At 51.6% G+C, this 23,799-nt stretch carries 20 protein-coding genes; 15 read left to right on the top strand and 5 right to left on the bottom strand.

The window, feature by feature from the left end:
* The first annotated feature begins 10 nt into the window (after window positions 1–10).
* From yfcF to yfcD, 3 genes are read left to right on the top strand one after another with little or no spacing between them, the layout of a single operon-like run.
* Entirely contained in the window at window positions 11–655 is a 645-nt protein-coding gene (gene yfcF, locus OGY83_RS22940; protein ID WP_191235016.1) for a glutathione transferase, read from the top strand.
* Between the two features lie 55 nt (window positions 656–710).
* A complete protein-coding gene (gene yfcE / locus OGY83_RS22945) occupies window positions 711–1,262 on the top strand; it encodes a phosphodiesterase (RefSeq protein WP_286636978.1) in 552 nt (183 codons plus the stop codon).
* 56 nt (window positions 1,263–1,318) lie between these two features.
* Entirely contained in the window at window positions 1,319–1,864 is a 546-nt protein-coding gene (gene yfcD, locus OGY83_RS22950; protein ID WP_123267620.1) for an NUDIX hydrolase YfcD, read from the top strand.
* Between the two features lie 72 nt (window positions 1,865–1,936).
* Here the strand turns inward: yfcD and OGY83_RS22955 are convergent, their stop codons facing one another.
* The 3 genes from OGY83_RS22955 to ackA form a co-directional block, all read right to left on the bottom strand.
* Window positions 1,937–3,031, bottom strand: a complete 1,095-nt coding sequence (locus OGY83_RS22955) for a hypothetical protein (RefSeq protein WP_286636979.1) — start codon at window positions 3,029–3,031, stop codon at window positions 1,937–1,939.
* A gap of 302 nt (window positions 3,032–3,333) precedes the next feature.
* Window positions 3,334–5,478 (bottom strand): phosphate acetyltransferase, encoded by a 2,145-nt coding sequence (pta, locus tag OGY83_RS22960; protein ID WP_008785351.1) that lies wholly within the window; start codon window positions 5,476–5,478, stop codon window positions 3,334–3,336.
* A 75-nt stretch (window positions 5,479–5,553) separates the two neighbouring features.
* Entirely contained in the window at window positions 5,554–6,756 is a 1,203-nt protein-coding gene (ackA, locus tag OGY83_RS22965; protein WP_003834770.1) for an acetate kinase, read from the bottom strand.
* Window positions 6,757–7,095: 339 nt separating this feature from the next.
* On the opposite strand from ackA, the gene yfbV reads away from it, so the two are divergent.
* The 4 genes from yfbV (at window position 7,096) to OGY83_RS22985 (ending at window position 10,709) form a co-directional block, all read left to right on the top strand.
* Window positions 7,096–7,551 (top strand): terminus macrodomain insulation protein YfbV, encoded by a 456-nt coding sequence (gene yfbV, locus OGY83_RS22970; protein ID WP_003028087.1) that lies wholly within the window; start codon window positions 7,096–7,098, stop codon window positions 7,549–7,551.
* Between the two features lie 83 nt (window positions 7,552–7,634).
* Entirely contained in the window at window positions 7,635–8,129 is a 495-nt protein-coding gene (locus tag OGY83_RS22975) for a YfbU family protein (protein ID WP_003028086.1), read from the top strand.
* On the top strand, window positions 8,122–8,799 hold the full coding sequence (locus tag OGY83_RS22980) for a sugar phosphatase (RefSeq protein ID WP_008785348.1): 678 nt from the start codon (window positions 8,122–8,124) through the stop codon (window positions 8,797–8,799). Before OGY83_RS22975 ends, OGY83_RS22980 begins: the two co-directional genes overlap by 8 nt.
* A 77-nt stretch (window positions 8,800–8,876) precedes the next feature.
* Entirely contained in the window at window positions 8,877–10,709 is a 1,833-nt protein-coding gene (locus OGY83_RS22985; RefSeq protein ID WP_286636980.1) for an SLC13 family permease, read from the top strand.
* Window positions 10,710–10,772: 63 nt separating this feature from the next.
* Here the strand turns inward: OGY83_RS22985 and yfbR are convergent, their stop codons facing one another.
* Both yfbR and alaA read right to left on the bottom strand, forming a co-directional pair.
* The gene (gene yfbR / locus OGY83_RS22990) at window positions 10,773–11,372 is read right to left on the bottom strand and encodes a 5'-deoxynucleotidase (protein ID WP_003028083.1); all 600 of its coding nucleotides are present in this window, start codon (window positions 11,370–11,372) and stop codon (window positions 10,773–10,775) included.
* Window positions 11,373–11,455: 83 nt separating this feature from the next.
* Window positions 11,456–12,673 (bottom strand): alanine transaminase AlaA, encoded by a 1,218-nt coding sequence (alaA, locus tag OGY83_RS22995; protein ID WP_286636981.1) that lies wholly within the window; start codon window positions 12,671–12,673, stop codon window positions 11,456–11,458.
* A gap of 926 nt (window positions 12,674–13,599) precedes the next feature.
* On the opposite strand from alaA, the gene lrhA reads away from it, so the two are divergent.
* The 8 genes from lrhA (at window position 13,600) to nuoH (ending at window position 23,793) form a co-directional block, all read left to right on the top strand.
* Entirely contained in the window at window positions 13,600–14,538 is a 939-nt protein-coding gene (lrhA, locus tag OGY83_RS23000; RefSeq protein ID WP_079937711.1) for a transcriptional regulator LrhA, read from the top strand.
* Between the two features lie 627 nt (window positions 14,539–15,165).
* Window positions 15,166–15,609, top strand: coding sequence for an NADH-quinone oxidoreductase subunit NuoA (nuoA, locus tag OGY83_RS23005; RefSeq protein ID WP_286636982.1), 444 nt, complete (start codon window positions 15,166–15,168; stop codon window positions 15,607–15,609).
* A 15-nt stretch (window positions 15,610–15,624) separates the two neighbouring features.
* A complete protein-coding gene (nuoB, locus tag OGY83_RS23010; protein ID WP_003028075.1) occupies window positions 15,625–16,287 on the top strand; it encodes an NADH-quinone oxidoreductase subunit NuoB in 663 nt (220 codons plus the stop codon).
* An 85-nt stretch (window positions 16,288–16,372) separates the two neighbouring features.
* On the top strand, window positions 16,373–18,175 hold the full coding sequence (gene nuoC, locus OGY83_RS23015; RefSeq protein ID WP_103770365.1) for an NADH-quinone oxidoreductase subunit C/D: 1,803 nt from the start codon (window positions 16,373–16,375) through the stop codon (window positions 18,173–18,175).
* 2 nt (window positions 18,176–18,177) lie between these two features.
* Window positions 18,178–18,678 carry an NADH-quinone oxidoreductase subunit NuoE gene (gene nuoE / locus OGY83_RS23020; protein ID WP_003028069.1) on the top strand — a complete coding sequence of 167 codons (501 nt, stop codon included), beginning with the start codon at window positions 18,178–18,180 and terminating at the stop codon, window positions 18,676–18,678.
* Window positions 18,675–20,012: an NADH-quinone oxidoreductase subunit NuoF gene (nuoF, locus tag OGY83_RS23025; RefSeq protein WP_286636983.1), complete on the top strand. Its 1,338-nt coding sequence runs from the start codon at window positions 18,675–18,677 to the stop codon at window positions 20,010–20,012. The genes nuoE and nuoF overlap by 4 nt, the downstream gene beginning before the upstream one ends.
* 80 nt (window positions 20,013–20,092) lie before the next feature.
* Entirely contained in the window at window positions 20,093–22,819 is a 2,727-nt protein-coding gene (gene nuoG, locus OGY83_RS23030; RefSeq protein ID WP_286636984.1) for an NADH-quinone oxidoreductase subunit NuoG, read from the top strand.
* Window positions 22,816–23,793: an NADH-quinone oxidoreductase subunit NuoH gene (gene nuoH, locus OGY83_RS23035; protein ID WP_003028063.1), complete on the top strand. Its 978-nt coding sequence runs from the start codon at window positions 22,816–22,818 to the stop codon at window positions 23,791–23,793. Before nuoG ends, nuoH begins: the two co-directional genes overlap by 4 nt.
* The last annotated feature ends 6 nt before the right edge of the window (window positions 23,794–23,799 follow it).

The raw sequence follows: 23,799 nt of genomic DNA on the forward strand, positions 1-23,799 counted from the left end.
AGAGGACATTATGAGCAAACCTGCAATTACGCTGTGGTCAGATGCCAATTTTTTCTCCCCTTACGTGCTGTCTGTTTATGTCGCTCTGCAAGAGAAGGGGCTACCTTTCACGCTGAAAACCGTTGACCTCAACAGCGGCGAACATTTGCAACCTTCATGGCAAGGGTACGCGTTGACGCGCCGTGTACCGGTTCTTGAGATCGATGGTTTTGAACTGAGCGAATCATCAGCGATTACGGAATTCCTGGAAGAGAGCTTTGCGCCGCCAGAGTGGGAGCGTATCTATCCACACGATGTACAAAAGCGCGCGCGGGCGCGCCAGGTTCAGGCGTGGATCCGCAGCGATCTGATGCCTATCCGTGAAGAACGCTCAACAGATGTGGTATTTGCTGGCGTAAAGAAAGCTCCGTTGAGTGACGCAGGGAAAGCCAGTGCGGAAAAATTGTTCGCCACTGCTGGCAGTTTACTGAGCCACGGTAAACAGAATTTATTTGGCGAATGGTGTATCGCCGACTGTGATTTAGCGCTAATGCTTAATCGTCTGGTCCTTAACGGCGATGAGGTTCCAGAAGCGCTTGCAGAATACGCCACCTTCCAGTGGCAGCGCGCTTCAGTCCAGCGTTTTATCGCGCTTTCAGCGAAGCGTTCCTGCTGAAAAACGGGCCGTAATCCAGTATCATTACAAGGTACTTTTCAACGAGGAGTGAGTGATGAAACTGATGTTCGCATCGGACATTCATGGTTCGTTGCCAGCCACGGAACGCGTGCTCGAGCTGTTTAACGCAAGCGGTGCGCAATGGCTGGTGATATTGGGTGATGTTTTAAATCACGGGCCGCGTAATGCGCTTCCAGAAGGCTATGCACCTGCGCAGGTTGCAGAGCGGCTGAATGAGCTGGCAGCGCGGATTATCGCGGTACGTGGTAATTGCGACAGCGAAGTGGATCAGATGCTCCTGCATTTTCCGATGACCGCGCCGTGGCAGCAAATTCTGACAGAAAACCAGCGACTCTTTTTGACGCACGGACATCTTTTTGGCCCGCAAAATATGCCGGCGCTCAATGCGGGCGATGTTCTGGTTTATGGGCATACTCATCTGCCGGTTGCTGAGCGGCAAGGGGAGGCTTATCACTTCAACCCCGGCTCGGTAAGCATCCCTAAAGGGGGCTTTGCGGCAAGTTACGGGATTCTGGATGATAATGTTCTCAGCGTAATGGCACTCAATGATCAAAGTGTTATTGCACAGATCGAGATTAATCCGTAATTTACCCCACAAACATAAACGCGCCGTAAGAGCGCCAGAAAAAAGAAGGTTTCCTGATGGTGGAACAGCGTCGTTTGGCAAGTACTGAATGGGTGGATATTGTGAATGAAGACAACGAAGTCATTGCACAGTCCAGCCGGGAACAAATGCGGGCGCAACGCTTACGCCATCGTGCAACGTATATCGTTGTACATGATGGTATGGGCAAAATTCTGGTTCAACGTCGCACTGAGACAAAAGATTTTTTGCCCGGCATGCTGGATGCCACCGCAGGCGGTGTTGTTCAGGCTGACGAGCAGATGCTGGAATCAGCGCGTCGTGAAGCAGAAGAGGAACTGGGGATTGCGGGCGTGCCGTTTGCCGAGCATGGTCAGTTTTACTTTGAAGACCAGAACTGTCGCGTATGGGGCGGGTTGTTTAGCTGCGTTTCCCACGGACCGTTTGCGCTTCAGGAAGATGAGGTCAGTGAAGTTTGCTGGTTGACACCGGAAGAAATTACCGCGCGCTGCGACGAATTTACACCGGACTCCCTGAAAGCCCTGGCGCTGTGGATGACTCGCAACGCAAAAAATGAAGCCGCGGTGGCGGAAGAGACAAAATGATGTGTCACAGTCTCTAATAAAAGCCGCATATGCGGCTTTTATTGTTTACAGGCATCGTATGGAATGAGGACTCTATGGCTGAGTCAATGTGATAACGGCACTGATATCTACAGAACCAGCGGATATCTGAGTTTTATCGGTAGCACTTAGAAAGGCATACATATTTAAAACACCATTTCCACTCTCGCCGGTATAATTCATATTTGCAGCGTCTATCGTTACTGCTTTTGTCATATCAAGGCGTTCACTGGTTGTCGTCGTGTTATATCCCAATCCAACACCAATACCGCCCGCGTTGCCATTTGTGTTTACTAATAAATTATTTTTTACAGGGTTATTTGATAAATTCATTATCAAGCTCGGTTTAGCATAGCAATTGCTGAGTGTGATTTGGAATGGTGTCTTATTAAATTCACCTTGTGGATCAGCTCTGACCTGAGAAGCGTACAATTCTCCCAGGTCTACCTTTTTATCGGCGTTAAAGCTGGTACAGCTCGCGGATGAAATAGCAATTGGTCCCATCAGGGAAATTTGAAATTCCCCGCCACTATCCTGTGAGTTTTCCAGCGTGCCTGCTCTTTTGAGTGATGTCAGGAGTTGTTTTCCCGCTGCTTTGGCAGGACTAAAATCAGCGGTTGTATAGAAACTCAGAGAAAAGGTCATGCTTCGATCTTCAAAATGAGTGTCTTCATTGTCGCTGGCACAGCCCCAAGAACCATTTGCGGGGGTTGATTGATTAATTGTGGCGTCATTCGATAACCAGATTGGCATCGCGGGGGAGAAGTTACCCCAGGTGACACCATTCGGATTAGGCAGGTTTGCGGAGAGTGTAAAATAAAAACCAGGGACGGAACTGTCGACAAGCCAGCCTTTGGGATTATTAGGGTCTGCTGTGAATTCTGAACTTTCGGGCTTGAATATAATTGTTTTGGACACTTTATTCTGATTACGTCCCCAGTAAGAGACAGGGTACGCTAATGTGCCTGGTAGAATATTCGTTTGATTTGGAAGAAGAGTCTGGCTGGTGGATGCGGTAGTAATTGTTACTTTTGCGTCCACATTCAGGCTACTGGCAGAGCCAATCATAAAACCACAGGCGCCCAGAGCGTTCGGTGCGATAAAAAGTAAGGTAAATGGGAGAGAAAGAGAGAAAAATAAATGTCGCATTTAAATTATCCTGATTCAAGAAATGAATATTTATAATTTATGCAATGGTAACAGTTTAATGATTGACTTATCTATATTATATGTTGAATATAAATTCTATAATGCATTTGTGCGATGAATTTAATAACTGGTGTAAATGTAATTTTCTAACGGCTAATATTTTTTTATTATTTTTCAGATGGTTAGTTTATTGTATTGTAATGAGGTTCTCGTGCTATTTTTTACACTTTACTCTTTTTAAGAAAACATAAATAAAAAAACCGAAACCATTTAGGTTTCGGTTTAGAGAGCGTATTTGATTATTACTGCTGCTGCTGGGAAGACTGGATCGCGGTCAGAGCGATGGTGTAGACGATATCGTCTACCAGCGCGCCACGAGACAGGTCGTTCACCGGCTTGCGCATACCCTGCAGCATCGGCCCGATGGAGATCAGGTCGGCAGAACGCTGTACCGCTTTGTAGGTGGTGTTACCGGTGTTCAGATCCGGGAAGATGAACACGGTAGCGCGACCTGCAACCGGAGAGTTAGGCGCTTTGGATTTCGCTACGTCAGCCATAACGGCGGCGTCGTACTGCAGCGGACCGTCGATCATCAGGTCAGGACGTTTTTCCTGTGCCAGACGGGTTGCTTCGCGAACTTTCTCTACGTCGCTACCTGCACCAGAAGTACCGGTGGAGTAGGAGAGCATCGCTACGCGCGGTTCGATACCAAAGGCAATTGCGGAATCAGCGGACTGAATCGCGATTTCTGCCAGCTGCTCTGCAGTCGGATCCGGGTTGATCGCGCAGTCGCCGTAAACGTAAACCTGATCCGGCAGCAGCATGAAGAACACGGAAGACACCAGGGAGCTACCCGGTGCAGTTTTGATCAGCTGCAGCGGCGGACGGATGGTGTTCGCGGTGGTGTGTACTGCACCAGAAACCAGACCGTCAACATCGTCCTGCTCCAGCATCAGGGTACCGAGAACCACGTTGTCTTCCAGCTGTTCGCGGGCAACGGTTTCGGTCATCCCTTTGTTTTTACGCAGTTCGACCAGGCGAGCAACGTAGCTTTCGCGAACCACATCTGGATCAACGATTTCTACGCCAGCGCCCAGTTCAACGCCCTGAGAGGCCGCAACGCGGGTGATCTCATCCGGGTTACCCAGCAGTACGCAGGTTGCGATACCACGTTCAGCACAGATGGCTGCCGCTTTAACGGTACGCGGTTCGTCGCCTTCCGGCAGAACAACGCGTTTGCCCGCTTTGCGCGCCAGCTCGGTCAACTGGTAACGGAACGCTGGCGGAGACAGACGACGGCTACGCTCAGAGGTCGCAGTCAGGGATTCAATCCAGTCAGCGTTGATGTAGTTAGCAACGTATTCCTGAACTTTCTCAATGCGCTCGTGATCGTCAACCGGAACTTCCAGGTTGAAGCTCTGCAGGCTCAGAGAGGTCTGCCAGGTGTTGGTGTTCACCATGAATACTGGCAGGCCGGTTTCAAATGCACGTTCGCACAGCTTAGTGATGCGCGCGTCCATTTCGTAGCCGCCAGTCAGCAGCAGGGCACCGATTTCCACGCCGTTCATGGCTGCCAGGCATGCTGCAACCAGCACGTCAGGACGATCTGCGGAAGTTACCAGCAGGGAGCCTGCGCGGAAGTGTTCCAGCATGTGCGGAATGCTGCGAGCGCAGAAAGTCACAGACTTCACGCGACGGGTGTTGATATCGCCTTCGTTAACGATGGTGGCGTTCAGGTGACGCGCCATATCGATTGCACGAGTAGCGATCAGATCGAAGCTCCATGGCACCGCACCCAGAACCGGCAGCGGGCTGGATTCTTGCAGTTTAGCCGGATCAACTTTGATCACTTTCGCTTTGGAAGAGTCGTCGAAAATCTCGGACAGATCCGGGCGAGTACGGCCCTGCTCATCAACCGGTGCGTTCAGTTTGTTAACGATTACGCCGGTAATGTTGGTGTTTTTCGCGCCGCCGAAGCTGCTGCGAGTCAGTTCAATACGCTCGTTCAGCTGTTCCGGGGTGTCGGTACCCTGAGACATAACGAAGACGATTTCCGCGTTCAGCGTTTTCGCGATTTCGTAGTTCAGAGACTGTGCGAACTGATGTTTACGGGTTGGGACCAGGCCTTCAACCAGTACAACTTCAGCGTCTTTGGTGTTCGCGTGGTAGTTCGCGATGATCTCTTCCATCAGCACATCTTTCTGATTGCTGGACAGCAGAGATTCAACGTGGCTCATCTTCAGCGGCTCAGCGGCTGGCAGAGAAGAGTTAGCACGGACGATGCTGGTAGTCTGGTCTGGCGCATCGCCACCGGCACGCGGTTGAGCAATCGGCTTAAAGACGCTCAGACGAACGCCTTTGCGTTCCATTGCGCGGATCACGCCAAGGCTGACGCTGGTCAGGCCGACGCTGGTTCCGGTAGGGATCAGCATAATAATACGGGACACGGTTTATCCTCTTTCGTTACCGCCAATTTAGACGGGTTACAAAACAGCACCGCCAGCTAGGCTGGCGGTGTGAAATCAGGCAGTCAGGCGGCTCGCGTCTTGCGCGATAACCAGTTCTTCGTTGGTTGGGATAACCAGCGCAGGACGGGTACCTTCTTTGTTGATGAAACCAGATTTGCCGAAACGTGCGGCCAGGTTACGTTCGTGGTCAACTTCAAAGCCCAGAACGCCCAGTTTGCCCAGAGACAGTTCACGAACCATCGCTGCGTTTTCACCGATACCACCGGTGAAGACAACTGCATCCAGACGACCATCCATCAGAGCAGTGTAAGAACCGATGTATTTCGCCAGACGGTGGCAGTAAACGTCCATTGCACGTTTAGCGTCTTCTTTAGTAGCGTAGTTATCTTCAACATAACGGCAGTCGCTGGTGACTTCGGTCAGACCCAGCAGGCCGGACTCTTTGGTCAGCATTTTGTTGATCTGGTCAACGCTCATGCCCAGGGTGTCGTGCAGGTGGAAGATGATCGCCGGGTCGATGTCACCGGAACGTGTACCCATCACCAGACCTTCCAGCGGGGTCAGACCCATGGAGGTATCAACACATTTACCGTTACGGATAGCAGATACAGAACCGCCGTTGCCCAGGTGGCAAGTGATGATGTTCAGCTCTTCAACCGGTTTGTTCAGCACTTTTGCCGCTTCCTGAGTGACGAAGAAGTGGCTGGTACCGTGTGCGCCGTAACGACGTACGCCGTGTTCTTTGTACAGGCTGTACGGCAGAGCATAGAGGTAAGACTCTTCCGGCATAGTCTGATGGAACGCGGTGTCGAATACAGCCACGTTTTTGTCTTTCAGATTCGGGAAGGATTTCAGCGCTTCTGCGATACCGATCAGGTGAGCCGGGTTATGCAGCGGTGCGAAAGAGGCGGAATCTTTGATGCCCTGGATAACAGAATCATCGATAACCACGGAGCTGGTGTACTTCTCACCGCCGTGTACGATACGGTGACCAATAGCGGTCAATTGCGCAGACAATTCTGGTTTTTGTGCCAGAATAGTGTTAACGATAAAGTTCAGCGCTTCACTGTGAGCGGCGCCTGCACCTAAAGCCGCTTCTTGTTTACCGCCGTCCATTTTCCACTTGATACGTGCTTCTGGGAGATGGAAACATTCGGCTAAACCAGAGAGGTATTCTTCACCGTTTACTGCATCGATGATGGCAAATTTCAGTGAGGAGCTACCGCAGTTCAGAACCAGTACTAACTTACTCGACATGGAAGTACCTATTTATGATACGTGGCTAAAAAAACGTCAGGGAGTCATAGAGCGTAGCGCATGATGACACCGACGTTTATGATTAACATCATGCGCCATAGTCTTTTTGGGCACGATGGAATAAATACCTTTGAGTCTATGTCATTTTGCGTATTTTTCAGGCAATGGCATAATGTATGCCAATTTGACGACTCAATGATTTTGGACTACAGGCCTTACAGGCCGGCACAGGATACCTGAATGTGGGTATCAAAGACAAAATGTTTTGAACGATGTCCTTTGTAGTTGTTGTTTTGCACAAATTTTTTAATTTTTATATGTGAAGTTGAGGTAACCGCCATGTCGACACCGGATAATCGCTCCGTCAATTTTTTTAGCTTGTTTCGCCGGGGGCAGCACTATGCAAAGACGTGGCCAATGGAAAAGCGCCTTGCGCCTGTGTTTGTTGAGAATCGCGTGATCCGCATGACGCGTTACGCGATTCGTTTTATGCCGCCTATCGCCGTCTTCACCTTATGTTGGCAAATTGCGTTAGGGGGGCAGTTGGGCCCGGCCGTAGCGACTGCGCTGTTTGCGCTTAGCCTGCCGATGCAGGGGATGTGGTGGCTGGGAAAACGTTCCGTAACGCCACTGCCGCCTTCAATACTCAACTGGTTCTACGAAGTTCGGGGTAAATTGCAAGAGGCCGGGCAGGCGCTCTCTCCGGTAGAAGGAAAGCCGGATTACCAGGCGCTGGCTGACACGCTTAAGCGCGCCTTCAAACAACTGGATAAAACTTTCCTTGATGATTTGTAATTGACCCCTGATTACGCATATAAAAGAAGGCACAAGATGCCTTCTTTTTTTTCATCGCAGTAGTAGTGATACAGGAGTCCCAAATGGAAATGACCAACGCTCAACGTCTGATTTTGTCGAATCAGTACAAAATGATGACTATGCTCGATCCAACTAACGCCGAGCGTTATCGTCGTTTGCAGACGATTATTGAACGCGGTTACGGCTTGCAGATGCGTGAGCTGGATCGTGAGTTTGGTGAGCTGACGGAAGAAACCTGTCGTACGATTATCGATATTATGGAGATGTATCACGCATTACATGTGTCCTGGACTAATCTTAAGGATGCACAGGCTATTGATGAGCGTCGCGTGACCTTCCTCGGTTTTGACGCCGCAACGGAAGCCCGTTTCCTCGGGTACGTTCGTTTTATGGTCAATGTGGAAGGACGTTACACCCACTTTGATGCGGGTACGCATGGCTTCAACGCCCAGACCCCAATGTGGGAAAAATATCAGCGTATGCTGAATGTTTGGCACTCTTGCCCGCGTCAGTATCACCTGAGCGCGAATGAAATTAACCAAATCATTAATGCCTGAGGGGGCGAGCGTGCAGTGCAAAGGTTTTCTGTTTGATCTGGATGGAACGCTGGTCGATTCCTTACCCGCAGTAGAGCGTGCGTGGTGCAACTGGGCCGATCGCTTCGGCCTCGATCACGCCGAGGTACTCGGCTTTATTCATGGCAAGCAGGCCATTACCTCCCTGCGACACTTTATGGTGGGCAAATCTGAGGCAGAGATCGCCGCGGAGTTTACCCGTCTGGAGCAGATCGAAGCGACGGAAACCGCCGGGATCACCGCGCTGCCGGGGGCAGTTGATTTACTCAACCATCTCAATAAAGCGGGTATCCCATGGGCGATTGTGACCTCCGGCTCCATGCCGGTCGCACGGGCGCGCCATCGTGTTGCTGGGCTTCCTGCTCCTGAAGTGTTTGTCACCGCCGAGCGGGTAAAAAGAGGGAAACCAGAACCAGACGCGTATCTGTTAGGCGCTCAGCTTCTGGGCCTGGCACCGCAGGAATGTGCAGTGGTGGAAGATGCCCCCGCCGGGGTGCTCTCAGGACTGGCAGCTGGGTGTCATGTCATCGCGGTTAACGCGCCAGCGGATACGCCGCGTCTGGACGAGGTGGATTTTTCGCTGACCAGTCTGGAACATATTTCTGTGACCAAACAACCCAACGGAAATGTGGTCGTTATAAGAAATACCTGATCATGATTTAGCCCCAGATTGTTGGGGCTTTTTTATGGCAGAATCAGTCCATCCCTCTCATTTAACAAGGATATGTTGTGAACGGTGAATTGATATGGGTTCTCTCATTGCTGGCGATTGCCGTCGTCTTGTTTGCAACTGGCAGAGTGCGTATGGACGCGGTCGCTTTGCTGGTCATTATTGCCTTTGTTCTGAGTGGAACATTGAGTATCACAGAGGCTTTTTCCGGATTCAGCGATCCTAACGTTATTTTGATAGCGGCTTTATTCATTATTGGCGACGGCCTGGTGCGTACCGGGGTGGCGACGGTAATGGGCGCCTGGCTGGTCAAGGTTGCCGGCAGCAGTGAAGTGAAAATGCTGGTGTTGCTGATGATAACCGTAGCCGGACTCGGTGCATTCATGAGTTCGACCGGTGTGGTCGCCATCTTTATTCCGGTTGTCTTAAGCGTTTCCATGCGCATGGAAATTTCCCCTTCACGCCTGATGATGCCGCTGAGCTTTGCCGGATTAATAAGCGGCATGATGACGCTGGTGGCAACGCCGCCAAACCTGGTCGTCAACAGTGAACTTTTACGTGAAGGGCTTAATGGTTTTAGCTTTTTTAGCGTAACCCCGTTGGGACTGGTGGTGTTGGTGCTCGGCATAATTTATATGCTGCTGATGCGTTTTATGCTGAAAGGCGAAGACTCCAGGCAGTCGGGAGACGGCTGGAAGCGCCGGACCTTTCGCGATCTGATTAAAGAATACCGCCTGACAGGGCGTGCCCGTCGCCTGGCGATTCGCCCGGGTTCTCCCATGATTGGCCAACGTCTGGATGACCTGAAATTGCGTGAGCGCTACGGGGCAAACGTGATTGGTGTTGAACGCTGGCGGCGTTTTCGCCGTGTGATAGTCGACGTAAACGGGGTTTCTGAGTTTCGCGCCCGTGATGTGTTGCTGATTGATATGTCCGCGGCCGACGTTGACCTGCGTGAATTTTGCAGCGAGCAACTGCTGGAGCCGATGGTTCTGCGCGGTGAATACTTCTCCGAGCAGGCGCTTGATGTGGGTATGGCCGAGATTTCATTGATCCCTGAATCGGAATTGATCGGCAAAACGGTACGGGAAATCGCTTTTCGTACGCGTTACGGGCTGAATGTCGTCGGAGTAAAGCGTGATGGTGCGGCGCTGGCCGGGGCGGTCGTCAATGAGCCGCTGCTGATGGGCGATATTATTCTGGTGGTGGGTAACTGGAAGCTTATCACGCTGCTGGGACAAAAAGGACGCGATTTTGTGGTGCTGAACATGCCCGTGGAAGTCAGTGAAGCTTCTCCGGCTCACAGCCAGGCGCCGCATGCGATTTTCTGTCTGGTGTTGATGGTCGCGTTAATGCTCACTGATGAAATCCCTAATACGGTTGCCGCGATTATCGCCTGTTTGCTGATGGGAAAATTCCGCTGCATCGATGCCGAAAGCGCCTATAAAGCCATTCACTGGCCAAGTATTATTTTGATTATCGGAATGATGCCCTTTGCGTTGGCATTACAGAAAACGGGCGGTGTCGATCTGGTGGTTAAAGGGCTAATGGACATTGGTGGTGGGTACGGTCCGTATATGATGCTGGGCTGTCTGTTTGTGCTGTGCGCGACCATTGGGTTATTTATCTCTAACACCGCGACGGCGGTACTGATGGCGCCGATTGCGCTGGCGGCAGCAAAGTCGATGGGCGTTTCGCCGTATCCTTTTGCTATGGTGATTGCGATGGCGGCTTCCGCAGCCTTTATGACGCCAGTTTCTTCACCAGTAAACACACTGGTACTCGGGCCGGGTAACTACAGCTTTAGCGATTTCGTAAAAATTGGCGTGCCGTTTACCATCATTGTGATGGTGGTGTGCGTGGTGATGATCCCGATGCTGTTTCCGTTTTGATTTTTATGTGCCGGATGGCGGTTAACGCCTTATCCGGCCTATAAAGACAACGTCGTCGCAAACTTACAATGGAGAATCCTGACTGATTTCATCTAATGAGAGGTGAAAACTCGGGACGAACACGTCCATAAAGTAGTCCATCTCTTCGCTACGTCGTGACTCCAGCGTTTTTTCCAGACGCGTTTTTGCCAGCAAAAATTCGTTGTTACCGGCGGAGAGTTCTTCCAGGCACTTCAGATAAGCGCACAGGGCATCGGCCTGTTTAACAATCGATCTTTCTTCTTCACTTAAGGCATGTTCATCAATGAGCGGTGCAAAAATATCACGCAGCTCATCGGGAACCATATCGACCAGTTTTTGCTGGGCAATTTTCTCTATCGCTTTATATTCCTGAGCAATCTGCGAGTTGAAATATTTCACTGGGGTAGGGAGATCGCCGGTTAACACCTCTGACGCATCGTGATACATCGCCAGTAGGGCAATACGCTCAGCATTAACCTGACCACCAAATTTACGGTTTTTAATTGCGGCCAGTGCATGGGCAACCATGGCAACCTGCAGACTGTGTTCGGACACGTTTTCGGTGCGCACGTTGCGCATCAGCGGCCAGCGGTTAATGAGTTTCAGACGGGAGAGGTGGGCAAAAAAGTGGCTCTGCTTCATAACGACCCTTACTCAGTGACTTCAGTAACGGTATTTTGCGCAGAGAGTGCTACCGGATGCAAACCCGGTAGCACTTTGCGTGGTTACAGCTGGCGATATCCTGACAGGAAACGCTCAAATTTACTCAGCGACATTTCGATATCATCAATACGCGGCAGCGTGACGATGCGGAAATGATCCGGCCACGGCCAGTTGAATGCCGTTCCCTGAACCAGCAGAACTTTTTCCTGCAACAGGAAGTCGAGCACCATCTTCTGGTCGTCATGAATGTTGAAGCGCTTGGCATCAATTTTCGGGAACATATACAGCGCACCGCGCGGTTTTATGCAAGAGACGCCGGGGATGTCATTAAGCAGTTCCCAGGCGCGGTTGCGTTGTTCATAAAGTCGCCCGCCAGGCATGATGAATTCGCTGATGCTCTGGTACCCGCCCAGTGCGGTTTGAATAGCATGTTGTGCCGGGACGTTGGCACACAGGCGCATAGAAGCCAGCATTTCAAGGCCTTCGATATACCCTTTGGCATGTTTCTTCGGTCCGTTCAGCACCATCCAGCCCTGACGGAAACCGGCAACACGATAGGTTTTTGACAGGCCGTTAAAGGTAATAGTCAGCAGGTCCGGGGCCATTGCCGCAATCGAGTGGTGCTCGGCGTCATCATAAAGAATTTTGTCGTAAATCTCGTCCGCAAAGATGATGAGATTGTTCTGGCGAGCAATCTCAACAATCTCCATCAGCAGTTCTTTAGAATACACCGCGCCAGTTGGGTTGTTGGGGTTGATGATGACGATCCCACGCGTACGCGGGGTGATTTTGGCGCGGATATCATCAAGGTCCGGGAACCAGTCTGACGATTCATCACACAGGTAGTGCACGGCATTACCACCAGAGAGCGAAACCGCCGCCGTCCACAGGGGATAATCAGGTGCAGGAACCAGCATTTCGTCCCCACTGTTTAGCAATGCCTGCATGGCCTGCACAATCAATTCGGATACGCCGTTACCGATATAGATATCTTCCACGGTTACGTCGCGCATCCCACGGGCCTGGTAATGCTGCATGATTGCTTTGCGGGCTGAATAAAGGCCTTTGGAATCGCAATATCCTTGCGCAGTTGGCAAATTGCGGATCACATCCACCAAAATTTCATCTGGTGCTTCAAACCCGAAAGGCGCAGGGTTGCCGATGTTCAGTTTCAGAACTTTGTTGCCTTCTTCTTCCAGGCGCTTTGCTTCCTTCAGAACCGGGCCGCGAATGTCATAACAGACGTTTTCTAATTTGCTGGATTTTTCAATGGGGGACATGAACGTTGACCTTTTTAGCTGTGAATGCCACTCCCTGCCGTGGAAGTCAGCCCAGCACAATGTACTCCCACGACGGTTAGTTTTGAAGGGTCTTTAGTAGAAGATTTCGGAAAGCAGGAGGATTATAATTAACTGTTAGTGACTGAGTTATTTGATTATTTTAGAATAATAATCTGGTTTACTGTGTTATTTATGATTTATATTTTGCTTTGTTAGTGCGGGCATGGTGATTTGTCTGGTTAAAAAAAGTTAGTTCTATAAAACAAAAGGCAGCTGATATCTGTGCGGTACGCGCGATTCGAAAATACTGAGGTTTCATCCACGAATTCTGTTATCGGTCTGATCCCTACGTGATGCCGTGTGAATCCATTGTTAAGTATAATTAATGAATTGAGGGATTCTTAATTAATTATTATTTATTATTTAAACGACATCAAATTGAGTGGGCCAATAATAGGAAAACCGTTGCACTGACATAACACCAATTTGCCCGGAATTATTCGCGATAACACTTATAAATATAGTGGTTTTAGGTTAAGATAACTCCTATGAAATGGTGTGTAGTACGAAATTTACGATAATTCAAATGTTTGTTGGTTGTTCCTAACATACTGAAAAGTTAGTTTTTAATGTGTAAATTATTGTTCGTTAACTTTTTTTTAAATTTACAAAATTTACATGTTTTCCATTAGTCAGAATCATCCAGCAGCTAAAAATACGGCTCTTTCTCGTTGCTATATTCCGATGAATATCACGGGTATTAAAATAGCTCAGAAAGAGAATTGTTTCGTTTGTTAAACCAAATACATCCTTATTTTCACTTGGTTACACTAAGCGAAACTGGAGGGAGGCACATTACAAATGGAGTTGTTTGATTCTGAATGCACAGCATTAACCCGGTATGACCCGCGAGTAAGTGAAAAACTATGATAAATGCAAATCGTCCGATAATTAACCTCGACCTCGATCTGCTGAGAACCTTTGTTGCTGTTGCCGACCTGAATACCTTCGCGGCTGCGGCAGCTGCGGTATGTCGAACTCAGTCTGCGGTAAGTCAGCAAATGCAGCGCCTTGAACAACTTGTGGGGAAAGAGTTGTTCGCGCGCCATGGACGCAACAAACTGCTGACCGAACATGGTATCCAGCTGTTGGGTTACGCCAGGAAAATATTGCGATTTAATGATGAGGCATGCTCATCATTGATGTTTAACAATCTTCAGGGGGTGTTAACTATCGGTGCTTCTGATGAATCCGCCGACACCATACTCCCATTTCTGCTTAACCGCATTAGTTCGGTTTATCCGAAACTTGCGCTTGATGTAAGAGTGAAACGCAATGCCTACATGGTGGAGATGCTTAAGTCGCAAGAAGTGGATTTAGTGGTCACCACTAATCGCCCTGGCGATTTTGAATGCCTGAATTTGCGGACTTCACCGACGCACTGGTATTGCGCAGCCGAGTATATCCTGCAAAAAGGCGAACCGGTGCCGTTAGTTCTGTTGGACGATCCCAGCCCGTTTCGCGATATCGTGCTGGCGACGTTGAATGCCGCACAGATCCCGTGGCGTCTGGCTTATGTCGCTTCAACATTGCCTGCGGTCCGCGCGGCGGTAAAAGCAGGGCTGGGCGTTACTGCCCGTCCTGTCGAAATGATGAGCCCGGATTTACGCGTACTGGGTGCGACAGACGGATTGCCACCTCTGCCTGATACCGAGTATCTGCTGTGCAGCGATCCGGCCACGCAAAATGAATTAGCTCAGGTTATCTTTAAGTCGATGCAGACATATCAAAATCCTTGGCAATACAATCAGTTTACCCCTGAAGGGGGAGATGACTCGCTGATTGTTGAAGGCGACTTTGAGTAAAGCGTCACAAAAAAACGTTTTAAAATGTAAGTGTAAAAAAGAGCCACTGATGATGAAAAAACATCCAGTGGCTCTTTTTTTATGCAAATATTACTGTTTTCTGTTCATTCATATACTAAAACTTAACAAAATCAGCAGGTAAAAAAACAGACTGACAATAGGGTGAAAAATAATCAGCTGAGCTGCTAAATGTTTCCATGTTAAAAAACTAGAGAAATTGTTGCTGTTTTTTATGGTGAATTAACAAAAGCGTGTCACAGATCAAGAAAATACTCCCATTTAGGGGGAGGCATCTGGGTGAATTCCTGTCAAAATAGATGTGTATTATCTTTTTTACTTCACTACGGACACGATTCAACAACATTAAAAATGACCGATGATGCAATCGAAATAGGTCTAAAGAGCACTTTATGTTAATGAAGTTGGAACAGTGTAAAATAATGTGAGGAAACTTTTGTTAAAGTTGACAAAAGGTTATAGAAAGGAGTAAAAAACCCCATCAATTAGCTGTATAAAATGATTTTTCACAGTGATTGTAAGGTTTTTTTTATTCCTCCCCATGAATCGATGTGGCGTTCATCTGCCGAAAAGAGCAGAGAATTTGGCGCTACTTTTGATGAGTAAGCAATGAGTATGTCAACATCCACTGAAATCATCGCTCATCACTGGGCATTCGCTATCTTTCTTATCGTTGCCATTGGCCTGTGCTGCCTGATGCTCGTCGGCGGCTGGTTTTTAGGGGGTCGCGCACGCGCGAGATCTAAAAACGTGCCGTTTGAATCAGGTATCGACTCGGTCGGCACCGCCCGCCTGCGCCTGTCTGCCAAGTTTTATCTGGTAGCCATGTTCTTCGTTATCTTCGACGTTGAAGCGCTGTATCTGTTCGCATGGTCAACTTCTATCCGTGAAAGCGGCTGGATTGGCTTTGTGGAAGCTGCAATTTTTATTTTTGTGTTACTGGCAGGTCTGGTTTATCTGGTGCGTATTGGCGCGCTGGACTGGACGCCCGCGCGTTCACGCCGCGAGCGTTTGAACCCGGAAACGAACAGTATCGCTAATCGTCAACGCTAACCGCGAGGCATTAAGATGGATTATACGCTCACCCGCATAGATCCTAACGGTGAGAACGACCGTTACCCCCTGCAAAAACAGGAGATCGTAACCGACCCCCTGGAGCAAGAAGTTAACAAAAACGTGTTCATGGGCAAACTGCATGACATGGTTAACTGGGGCCGTAAAAACTCAATTTGGCCATATAACTTTGGCCTTTCCTGCTGCTACGTTGAGATGGTGACCTCGTTTACCGCCGTGCATGATGTGGCCCGTTTTGGTGCGGAAGTACTGCGTGCATCGCCGCGTCAGGCTGACCTGATGGTCGTAGCCGGAACCTGCTTTACCAAAATGGCGCCAGTTATTCAGCGTCTCTACGATCAGATGCTGGAACCGAAATGGGTTATTTCCATGGGCGCGTGCGCCAACTCTGGCGGTATGTACGACATCTATTCTGTGGTGCAGGGCGTTGATAAATTTATTCCGGTCGATGTGTACATCCCGGGATGTCCGCCGCGCCCAGAAGCGTATATGCAGGCTCTGATGCTGCTGCAAGATTCCATTGGCAAAGAACGCCGTCCGCTCTCCTGGGTGGTTGGCGATCAGGGCGTTTATCGCGCCAATATGCAGTCAGAACGCGAGCGTAAACGCGGCGAACGTATTGCTGTAACGAATCTTCGTACACCAGACGAGATTTAATTTGCGCCTGTCGGCAGCAGCACTTCCTTCGCTTATCACTACATAAATAGCGCGAAGCACTGCCGACCACCACGGACCATTTGCAATGGTGAACAATATGACCGACTTAACCGCGCAAGACGCTGTATGGCAAACACGGGATCACCTTGATGACCCGGTCATTGGCGAACTGCGCAACCGTTTTGGGCCGGATGCCTTTACCGTTCAGGCGACTCGCACCGGGGTACCCGTTGTTTGGGTCAAGCGTGAACAATTACTGGAAGTTGGCGATTTCTTAAAGAGACTGCCGAAACCTTACGTCATGCTGTTTGACTTACACGGCATGGACGAACGTCTGCGTACGCACCGCGAAGGGTTACCTGCCGCGGATTTTTCCGTTTTCTATCACCTGATCTCCATTGAACGCAATCGCGATATCATGCTCAAGGTGGCTTTGTCTGAAAACGATCTGCGTGTACCGACTTTCACCAAACTGTTCCCGAACGCTAACTGGTATGAGCGTGAAACCTGGGAAATGTTTGGCATCGACATCGAAGGTCACCCGCACCTGACACGTCTGCTGATGCCGCATACCTGGGAAGGCCACCCGCTGCGTAAAGACTACCCGGCGCGTGCGACTGAATTCGATCCGTTTGAGCTGACTAAAGCCAAACAGGATCTGGAAATGGAATCACTGACCTTCAAACCAGAAGACTGGGGCATGAAGCGTAGTACCGAAAACGAGGACTTCATGTTCCTCAACCTCGGTCCTAACCACCCGTCTTCTCACGGTGCGTTCCGTATTGTGCTGCAGCTTGATGGCGAAGAAATCGTCGACTGCGTACCTGACATCGGCTACCACCACCGTGGCGCTGAAAAGATGGGTGAACGTCAGTCCTGGCACAGCTACATTCCGTACACCGACCGTATCGAGTATCTCGGCGGCTGCGTAAACGAAATGCCTTACGTACTGGCCGTTGAGAAACTGGCAGGTATCACCACGCCGGATCGCGTCAACGTGATTCGCGTAATGTTGTCTGAACTGTTCCGTATCAACAGCCACCTGCTGTATATCTCCACGTTCATTCAGGACGTTGGCGCGATGACCCCGGTATTCTTCGCCTTTACCGACCGTCAGAAAATCTATGACGTCGTGGAAGCGATCACCGGTTTCCGTATGCACCCGGCCTGGTTCCGTATCGGCGGTGTGGCACACGATCTGCCGCGCGGTTGGGACAAACTGCTGCGTGACTTCCTCGACTGGATGCCAAAACGTCTGGATTCTTACGAGAAAGCCGCGCTGCGTAACACCATCCTGAAAGGCCGTTCGCAGGGCGTTGCCGCTTACGGTAAGAAAGAAGCGCTGGACTGGGGTTGTACTGGTGCTGCGCTGCGTGCGACCGGTATTGATTTCGACGTGCGTAAAGCGCGTCCGTACTCTGGCTACGAAAACTTTGACTTTGAAGTCCCGGTTGGCGGCGGTGTTTCTGACTGCTATACCCGCGTGATGCTGAAAGTTGAAGAGCTGCGCCAGAGTCTGCGCATCCTTGAGCAGTGCCTCAATAACATGCCGGAAGGCCCGTTCAAAGCGGATCACCCGCTGACGACGCCGCCGCCGAAAGAGCGCACGCTGCAACATATCGAAACCCTTATCACCCACTTCCTGCAGGTTTCGTGGGGTCCGGTTATGCCGGCAAACGAGTCCTTCCAGATGGTGGAAGCGACCAAGGGTATCAACAGTTACTACCTGACCAGCGATGGCAGCACCATGAGTTACCGTACCCGTATCCGTACCCCGAGCTATGCGCACCTGCAGCAGATCCCGGTAGCGGTACGTGGCAGCCTGGTGTCCGACTTAATCGTCCATCTGGGTAGTATCGATTTTGTTATGTCAGATGTGGACCGCTAATTATGCACGAGAATCAACAACCACAAACCGAGGCTTTTGAGCTGAGTGCGGCTGAGCGTGAAGCGATTGAGCACGAAAAGCACCACTACGAAGACCCGCGTGCGGCGTCCATTGAAGCGCTGAAAATCGTTCAGAAACAGCGTGGCTGGGTGCCGGATGGAGCGATCTATGCGATCGCTGATGTGCTGGGTATTCCGGCAAGCGACGTAGAAGGTGTTGCTACGTTTTATAGCCAGATCTTCCGCCAGCCGGTAGGTCGCCACGTCATCCGCTATTGCGACAGCGTGGTGTGCCATATCAACGGCTACCAGGGGATCCAGGCCGCGCTTGAGAAAAAACTCAACATCAAGCCGGGGCAGACGACCTTTGATGGTCGCTTTACGCTGCTGCCGACCTGTTGCCTGGGGAACTGCGATAAAGGGCCAAACATGATGATCGATGAGGATACTCACGCTCACCTGACCCCGGAAGGCATTCCCGAACTGTTGGAGCGGTATAAATGAAAGACATTATCCGTACTCCCGAAACCCATCCGCTGACCTGGCGTCTGCGTGATGACAAACAGCCGGTCTGGCTGGACGAATACCGTAGCAAGAACGGCTACGAAGGTGCGCGTAAGGCCCTGACCGGGCTGTCACCGGACGAAATCGTTAATCAGGTAAAAGACGCTGGCCTGAAAGGGCGTGGCGGCGCGGGCTTTTCCACCGGTCTGAAGTGGAGCCTGATGCCGAAAGACGAATCCATGAACATCCGTTACCTGCTGTGTAACGCCGATGAAATGGAACCGGGCACCTATAAAGACCGTCTGCTGATGGAACAACTGCCGCACCTGCTGGTGGAAGGCATGCTGATTTCCGCGTTTGCGCTGAAAGCGTACCGTGGTTACATCTTCCTGCGCGGTGAATATATCGAAGCGGCCGTGCATCTGCGCCGTGCGATTGCCGAAGCAACCGAAGCCGGTCTGCTTGGCAAAAACATCATGGGCACCGGTTTCGACTTCGAACTGTTTGTCCACACCGGGGCAGGGCGTTACATCTGCGGTGAAGAAACCGCACTGATCAACTCCCTCGAAGGTCGCCGTGCTAACCCACGTTCCAAGCCGCCGTTCCCGGCAAGCTCTGGCGCATGGGGTAAGCCGACCTGCGTAAACAACGTCGAAACGCTGTGTAACGTACCGGCTATCCTCGCGAACGGTGTGGAGTGGTACCAGAACATTTCGAAGAGCAAAGACGCGGGCACCAAGCTGATGGGCTTCTCCGGTCGTGTGAAGAATCCTGGCCTGTGGGAACTGCCTTTCGGCACTACCGCGCGTGAGATCCTCGAAGATTACGCGGGCGGCATGCGCGATGGCCTGAAGTTCAAAGCCTGGCAGCCTGGCGGCGCGGGTACTGACTTCCTGACCGAGGCGCACCTTGACCTGCCAATGGAATTCGAAAGCATCGGTAAAGCAGGCAGCCGTCTGGGTACCGCGCTGGCCATGGCTGTCGATCACGAGATCGGCATGGTTCCTCTGGTGCGTAACCTTGAAGAGTTCTTTGCCCGAGAGTCCTGTGGCTGGTGTACGCCGTGCCGTGACGGTCTGCCGTGGAGTGTGAAAATTCTGCGCGCGCTGGAGCGTGGCGAAGGCCAGCCTGGGGATATCGAGACACTTGAGCAACTGTGTCGTTTCCTCGGCCCGGGTAAAACCTTCTGTGCACACGCACCGGGTGCAGTGGAACCGCTGCAGAGCGCCATTAAATATTTCCGCGAAGAATTCGAAGCTGGCATCAAGCAGTCCTTCAGCAATACCCATGCGATTGGTGGTATTCAGCCGAACCTGTTGAAAGAGCGCTGGTGATTACAGGGTTAGCCCTGTGTCGCGATAAGAAATTCGATTAACGCTCGGTTACGACCGAGCCAACTGGAAGCATGCTGACTATGGCTACGATTCATGTAGACGGCAAAGAATATGAGGTCAACGGAGCGGACAACCTGCTGGAAGCTTGTCTGTCTCTTGGCCTCGATATTCCGTACTTTTGCTGGCACCCGGCGCTGGGAAGCGTCGGTGCTTGCCGCCAGTGTGCGGTGAAGCAATATCAAAACGCGGAAGACACGCGTGGTCGCCTGGTGATGTCTTGTATGACACCGGCTACCGAAGGTACCTTTATTTCTATTGATGACGAAGAAGCGAAGCAGTTCCGTGAAAGCGTCGTGGAGTGGTTGATGACTAACCACCCGCACGACTGTCCGGTCTGTGAAGAGGGCGGCAACTGCCACCTGCAGGATATGACCGTCATGACCGGTCACAGCTTCCGTCGCTACCGCTTCACGAAGCGTACTCACCGTAACCAGGACCTGGGGCCGTTCATCTCTCACGAAATGAACCGCTGCATCGCCTGCTATCGCTGCGTACGTTACTACAAAGATTACGCCGATGGCGCGGATCTGGGCGTCTATGGCGCACATGACAACGTCTACTTCGGTCGTCCGGAAGACGGTACGCTCGAAAGCGAGTTCTCCGGTAACCTGGTAGAAATTTGCCCAACCGGTGTCTTCACCGATAAAACGCACTCCGAGCGTTATAACCGTAAATGGGACATGCAGTTTGCGCCGAGCATCTGCCAGCAGTGTTCCATCGGCTGTAACACCAGCCCGGGCGAGCGCTACGGTGAACTGCGTCGTATCGAAAACCGTTATAACGGTACCGTTAACCACTACTTCCTCTGCGACCGTGGTCGTTTTGGCTATGGTTACGTGAACCTGAAAGACCGTCCGCGTCAGCCGGTACAGCGTCGTGGCGATGACCTGATCACTCTGAACGCCGAGCAGGCGATGCAGGGCGCGGCAGATATTCTGCGTCAGTCGAAGAAAGTGATTGGTATCGGCTCCCCGCGCGCCAGCGTTGAAAGTAACTTCGCGCTGCGTGAACTGGTCGGTGCGGATAACTTCTATACCGGTATCGCCCAGGGCGAGCAGGAACGTCTGCAACTGGCACTGAGCGTGCTGCGTGACGGCGGGATTCATACTCCGGCTCTACGCGAAATCGAATCTTATGATGCGGTTCTGGTGCTGGGCGAAGATGTCACCCAGACCGGCGCACGCGTTGCGCTGGCAGTGCGTCAGGCGGTGAAAGGCAAAGCGCGCGAAATGGCGGCGGCACAGAAAGTGGCTGACTGGCAGATCGCAGCAATCCTTAACATCGGCCAGCGTGCTAAGCACCCGCTGTTCGTTACCAACGTCGATAACACCCGCCTGGATGACATCGCCGCATGGACCTATCGTGCACCGATTGAAGATCAGGCGCGCTTAGGTTTCGCTATCGCTCATGCGCTGGATAACAACGCACCGGCGGTTGACGGTATCGACCGTGACCTGCAAAACAAAATTGACGTTATCGTTCAGGCACTGGCCGGGGCGAAGAAACCACTGATTATTTCCGGCACCAACGCCGGTAGCGCCGAAGTGATTCAGGCGGCTGCCAACGTGGCGAAAGCGCTGAAAGGCCGTGGCGCAGACGTCGGCATCACCATGATTGCTCGCTCTGTTAACAGCATGGGCCTGGGTATGATTGGCGGTGGTTCCCTTGACGATGCGCTGACCGAGCTGGAAACAGGTCGTGCTGACGCCGTTGTGGTACTGGAAAATGACCTGCACCGCCATGCTTCAGCAACGCGTGTGAACGCCGCGCTGGCGAAAGCGCCGCTGGTACTGGTCATTGACCATCAGCGTACGGCAATTATGGAAAACGCCCATCTGGTGCTTTCTGCCGCAAGCTTCGCCGAAAGCGATGGTACGGTGATTAACAACGAAGGCCGCGCCCAGCGTTTCTTCCAGGTTTATGATCCGTCCTACTACGACAGCAACACTATCATGCTGGAAAGCTGGCGCTGGCTGCATTCGCTGCACAGCACCGTGCAGAGCCGTGAAGTGGACTGGACGCAGCTCGACCACGTTATCGATGCGGTCGTTGAGAAGCTGCCGCAGCTGGCGGGTATCAAAGATGCCGCGCCGGACGCAACCTTCCGTATCCGTGGACAGAAACTGGCACGTGAACCGCACCGCTACAGCGGTCGTACCGCAATGCGCGCCAACATCAGCGTACACGAACCGCGCCAGCCGCAGGACAAAGACACCATGTTCGCCTTCTCTATGGAAGGGAACAACCAACCGTCTGCGCCGCGTTCACAAATTCCATTTGCCTGGGCTCCAGGCTGGAACTCCCCACAGGCGTGGAACAAGTTCCAGGATGAAGTGGGCGGAAAACTGCGCCATGGCGATCCGGGCGTGCGCCTGATCGAAGCTTCTGCGGATGGTATGGATTACTTCACTACCGTTCCGGCGAGCTTCCAGGCTCAGGATGGTCAGTGGCGTATCGCGCCATACTACCATCTGTTTGGCAGTGACGAAATGTCCCAGCGTGCGCCGGTCTTCCAGACCCGTATGCCGCAGCCGTACATCAAACTCAACCCGGCTGATGCCGCGAAGTTGGGTGTTAATGCCGGTACGCGCGTTTCTTTCAGCTACGATGGCAACACGGTTACATTGCCGGTTGAAATCGCCGAAGGATTAACGGCAGGGCAGGTTGGTTTGCCGATGGGTATGCCTGGCATCGCGCCGGTTCTGGCTGGTGCGCGTCTTGAGGATCTGCAGGAGGCACAACAATGAGTTGGATTACACCCGATCTGATTGAGATCCTGCTGAGCATTCTCAAAGCGGTCGTGATCCTGCTGGTGGTGGTCACCTGCGGGGCATTCATGAGCTTTGGCGAACGTCGTCTGCTGGGTCTGTTCCAGAACCGTTACGGACCGAACCGTGTTGGCTGGGGCGGTTCGCTCCAGCTGGTTGCGGACATGATCAAGATGTTCTTTAAAGAAGACTGGATCCCGAAATTCTCGGATCGCGTCATCTTTACCCTGGCACCGATGATCGCTTTTACCTCGCTGCTGTTGGCTTTCGCCATTGTGCCGGTGAGTCCGAACTGGGTGGTTGCTGACCTGAACATCGGGATCCTGTTCTTCCTGATGATGGCGGGCCTCGCGGTATACGCGGTGCTGTTCGCCGGCTGGTCCAGTAACAACAAATACTCTCTGCTCGGTGCGATGCGTGCTTCTGCGCAGACGCTGAGCTATGAAGTGTTCCTCGGACTTTCCCTGATGGGCGTGGTGGCGCAGGCCGGTTCATTTAACATGACCGACATCGTCAACAACCAGGCTGATATCTGGAACGTTATTCCGCAGTTCTTTGGTTTTGTCACCTTTGCCATCGCGGGCGTGGCGGTGTGCCACCGTCACCCGTTTGACCAGCCAGAAGCCGAGCAGGAACTGGCCGACGGTTACCACATTGAATATTCCGGTATGAAATTCGGTCTGTTCTTCGTGGGTGAGTACATCGGTATCGTCACCATTTCTGCACTGATGGTTACCCTGTTCTTCGGTGGCTGGCATGGCCCGTTCTTACCGCCATTCGTCTGGTTCGCGCTGAAAACCGCGTTCTTCATGATGATGTTCATTTTGATTCGTGCGTCGTTACCGCGTCCTCGTTATGACCAGGTAATGTCCTTCGGCTGGAAAGTCTGTCTGCCGCTGACGCTCGTCAACTTGCTGGTAACGGCGGCTGTCATTCTCTGGCAGGCGCAATAAGGGACA

Origin of the sequence: Citrobacter sp. Cpo090 (assembly GCF_030332665.1) — a bacterium.
Classification (GTDB): Bacteria; Pseudomonadota; Gammaproteobacteria; order Enterobacterales; family Enterobacteriaceae; genus Citrobacter; species Citrobacter portucalensis.

Excerpts from the sequence above, each read along its gene's own strand:
- yfcD (WP_123267620.1), top strand. The coding sequence starts at position 1,319 with ATGGTGGAACAGCGTCGTTTGGCAAGTACTGAATGGGTGGATATTGTG.
- yfbV (WP_003028087.1), top strand. The coding sequence starts at position 7,096 with ATGTCGACACCGGATAATCGCTCCGTCAATTTTTTTAGCTTGTTTCGC.
- nuoA (WP_286636982.1), top strand. The coding sequence starts at position 15,166 with ATGAGTATGTCAACATCCACTGAAATCATCGCTCATCACTGGGCATTC.
- nuoB (WP_003028075.1), top strand. The coding sequence starts at position 15,625 with ATGGATTATACGCTCACCCGCATAGATCCTAACGGTGAGAACGACCGT.
- ackA (WP_003834770.1), bottom strand. The coding sequence starts at position 6,756 with ATGTCGAGTAAGTTAGTACTGGTTCTGAACTGCGGTAGCTCCTCACTG.
- OGY83_RS22980 (WP_008785348.1), top strand. The coding sequence starts at position 8,122 with ATGCCTGAGGGGGCGAGCGTGCAGTGCAAAGGTTTTCTGTTTGATCTG.
- alaA (WP_286636981.1), bottom strand. The coding sequence starts at position 12,673 with ATGTCCCCCATTGAAAAATCCAGCAAATTAGAAAACGTCTGTTATGAC.
- nuoG (WP_286636984.1), top strand. The coding sequence starts at position 20,093 with ATGGCTACGATTCATGTAGACGGCAAAGAATATGAGGTCAACGGAGCG.
- nuoE (WP_003028069.1), top strand. The coding sequence starts at position 18,178 with ATGCACGAGAATCAACAACCACAAACCGAGGCTTTTGAGCTGAGTGCG.
- yfcE (WP_286636978.1), top strand. The coding sequence starts at position 711 with ATGAAACTGATGTTCGCATCGGACATTCATGGTTCGTTGCCAGCCACG.
- OGY83_RS22955 (WP_286636979.1), bottom strand. The coding sequence starts at position 3,031 with ATGCGACATTTATTTTTCTCTCTTTCTCTCCCATTTACCTTACTTTTT.
- nuoF (WP_286636983.1), top strand. The coding sequence starts at position 18,675 with ATGAAAGACATTATCCGTACTCCCGAAACCCATCCGCTGACCTGGCGT.
- nuoC (WP_103770365.1), top strand. The coding sequence starts at position 16,373 with ATGGTGAACAATATGACCGACTTAACCGCGCAAGACGCTGTATGGCAA.
- OGY83_RS22975 (WP_003028086.1), top strand. The coding sequence starts at position 7,635 with ATGGAAATGACCAACGCTCAACGTCTGATTTTGTCGAATCAGTACAAA.
- lrhA (WP_079937711.1), top strand. The coding sequence starts at position 13,600 with ATGATAAATGCAAATCGTCCGATAATTAACCTCGACCTCGATCTGCTG.
- nuoH (WP_003028063.1), top strand. The coding sequence starts at position 22,816 with ATGAGTTGGATTACACCCGATCTGATTGAGATCCTGCTGAGCATTCTC.
- yfbR (WP_003028083.1), bottom strand. The coding sequence starts at position 11,372 with ATGAAGCAGAGCCACTTTTTTGCCCACCTCTCCCGTCTGAAACTCATT.
- yfcF (WP_191235016.1), top strand. The coding sequence starts at position 11 with ATGAGCAAACCTGCAATTACGCTGTGGTCAGATGCCAATTTTTTCTCC.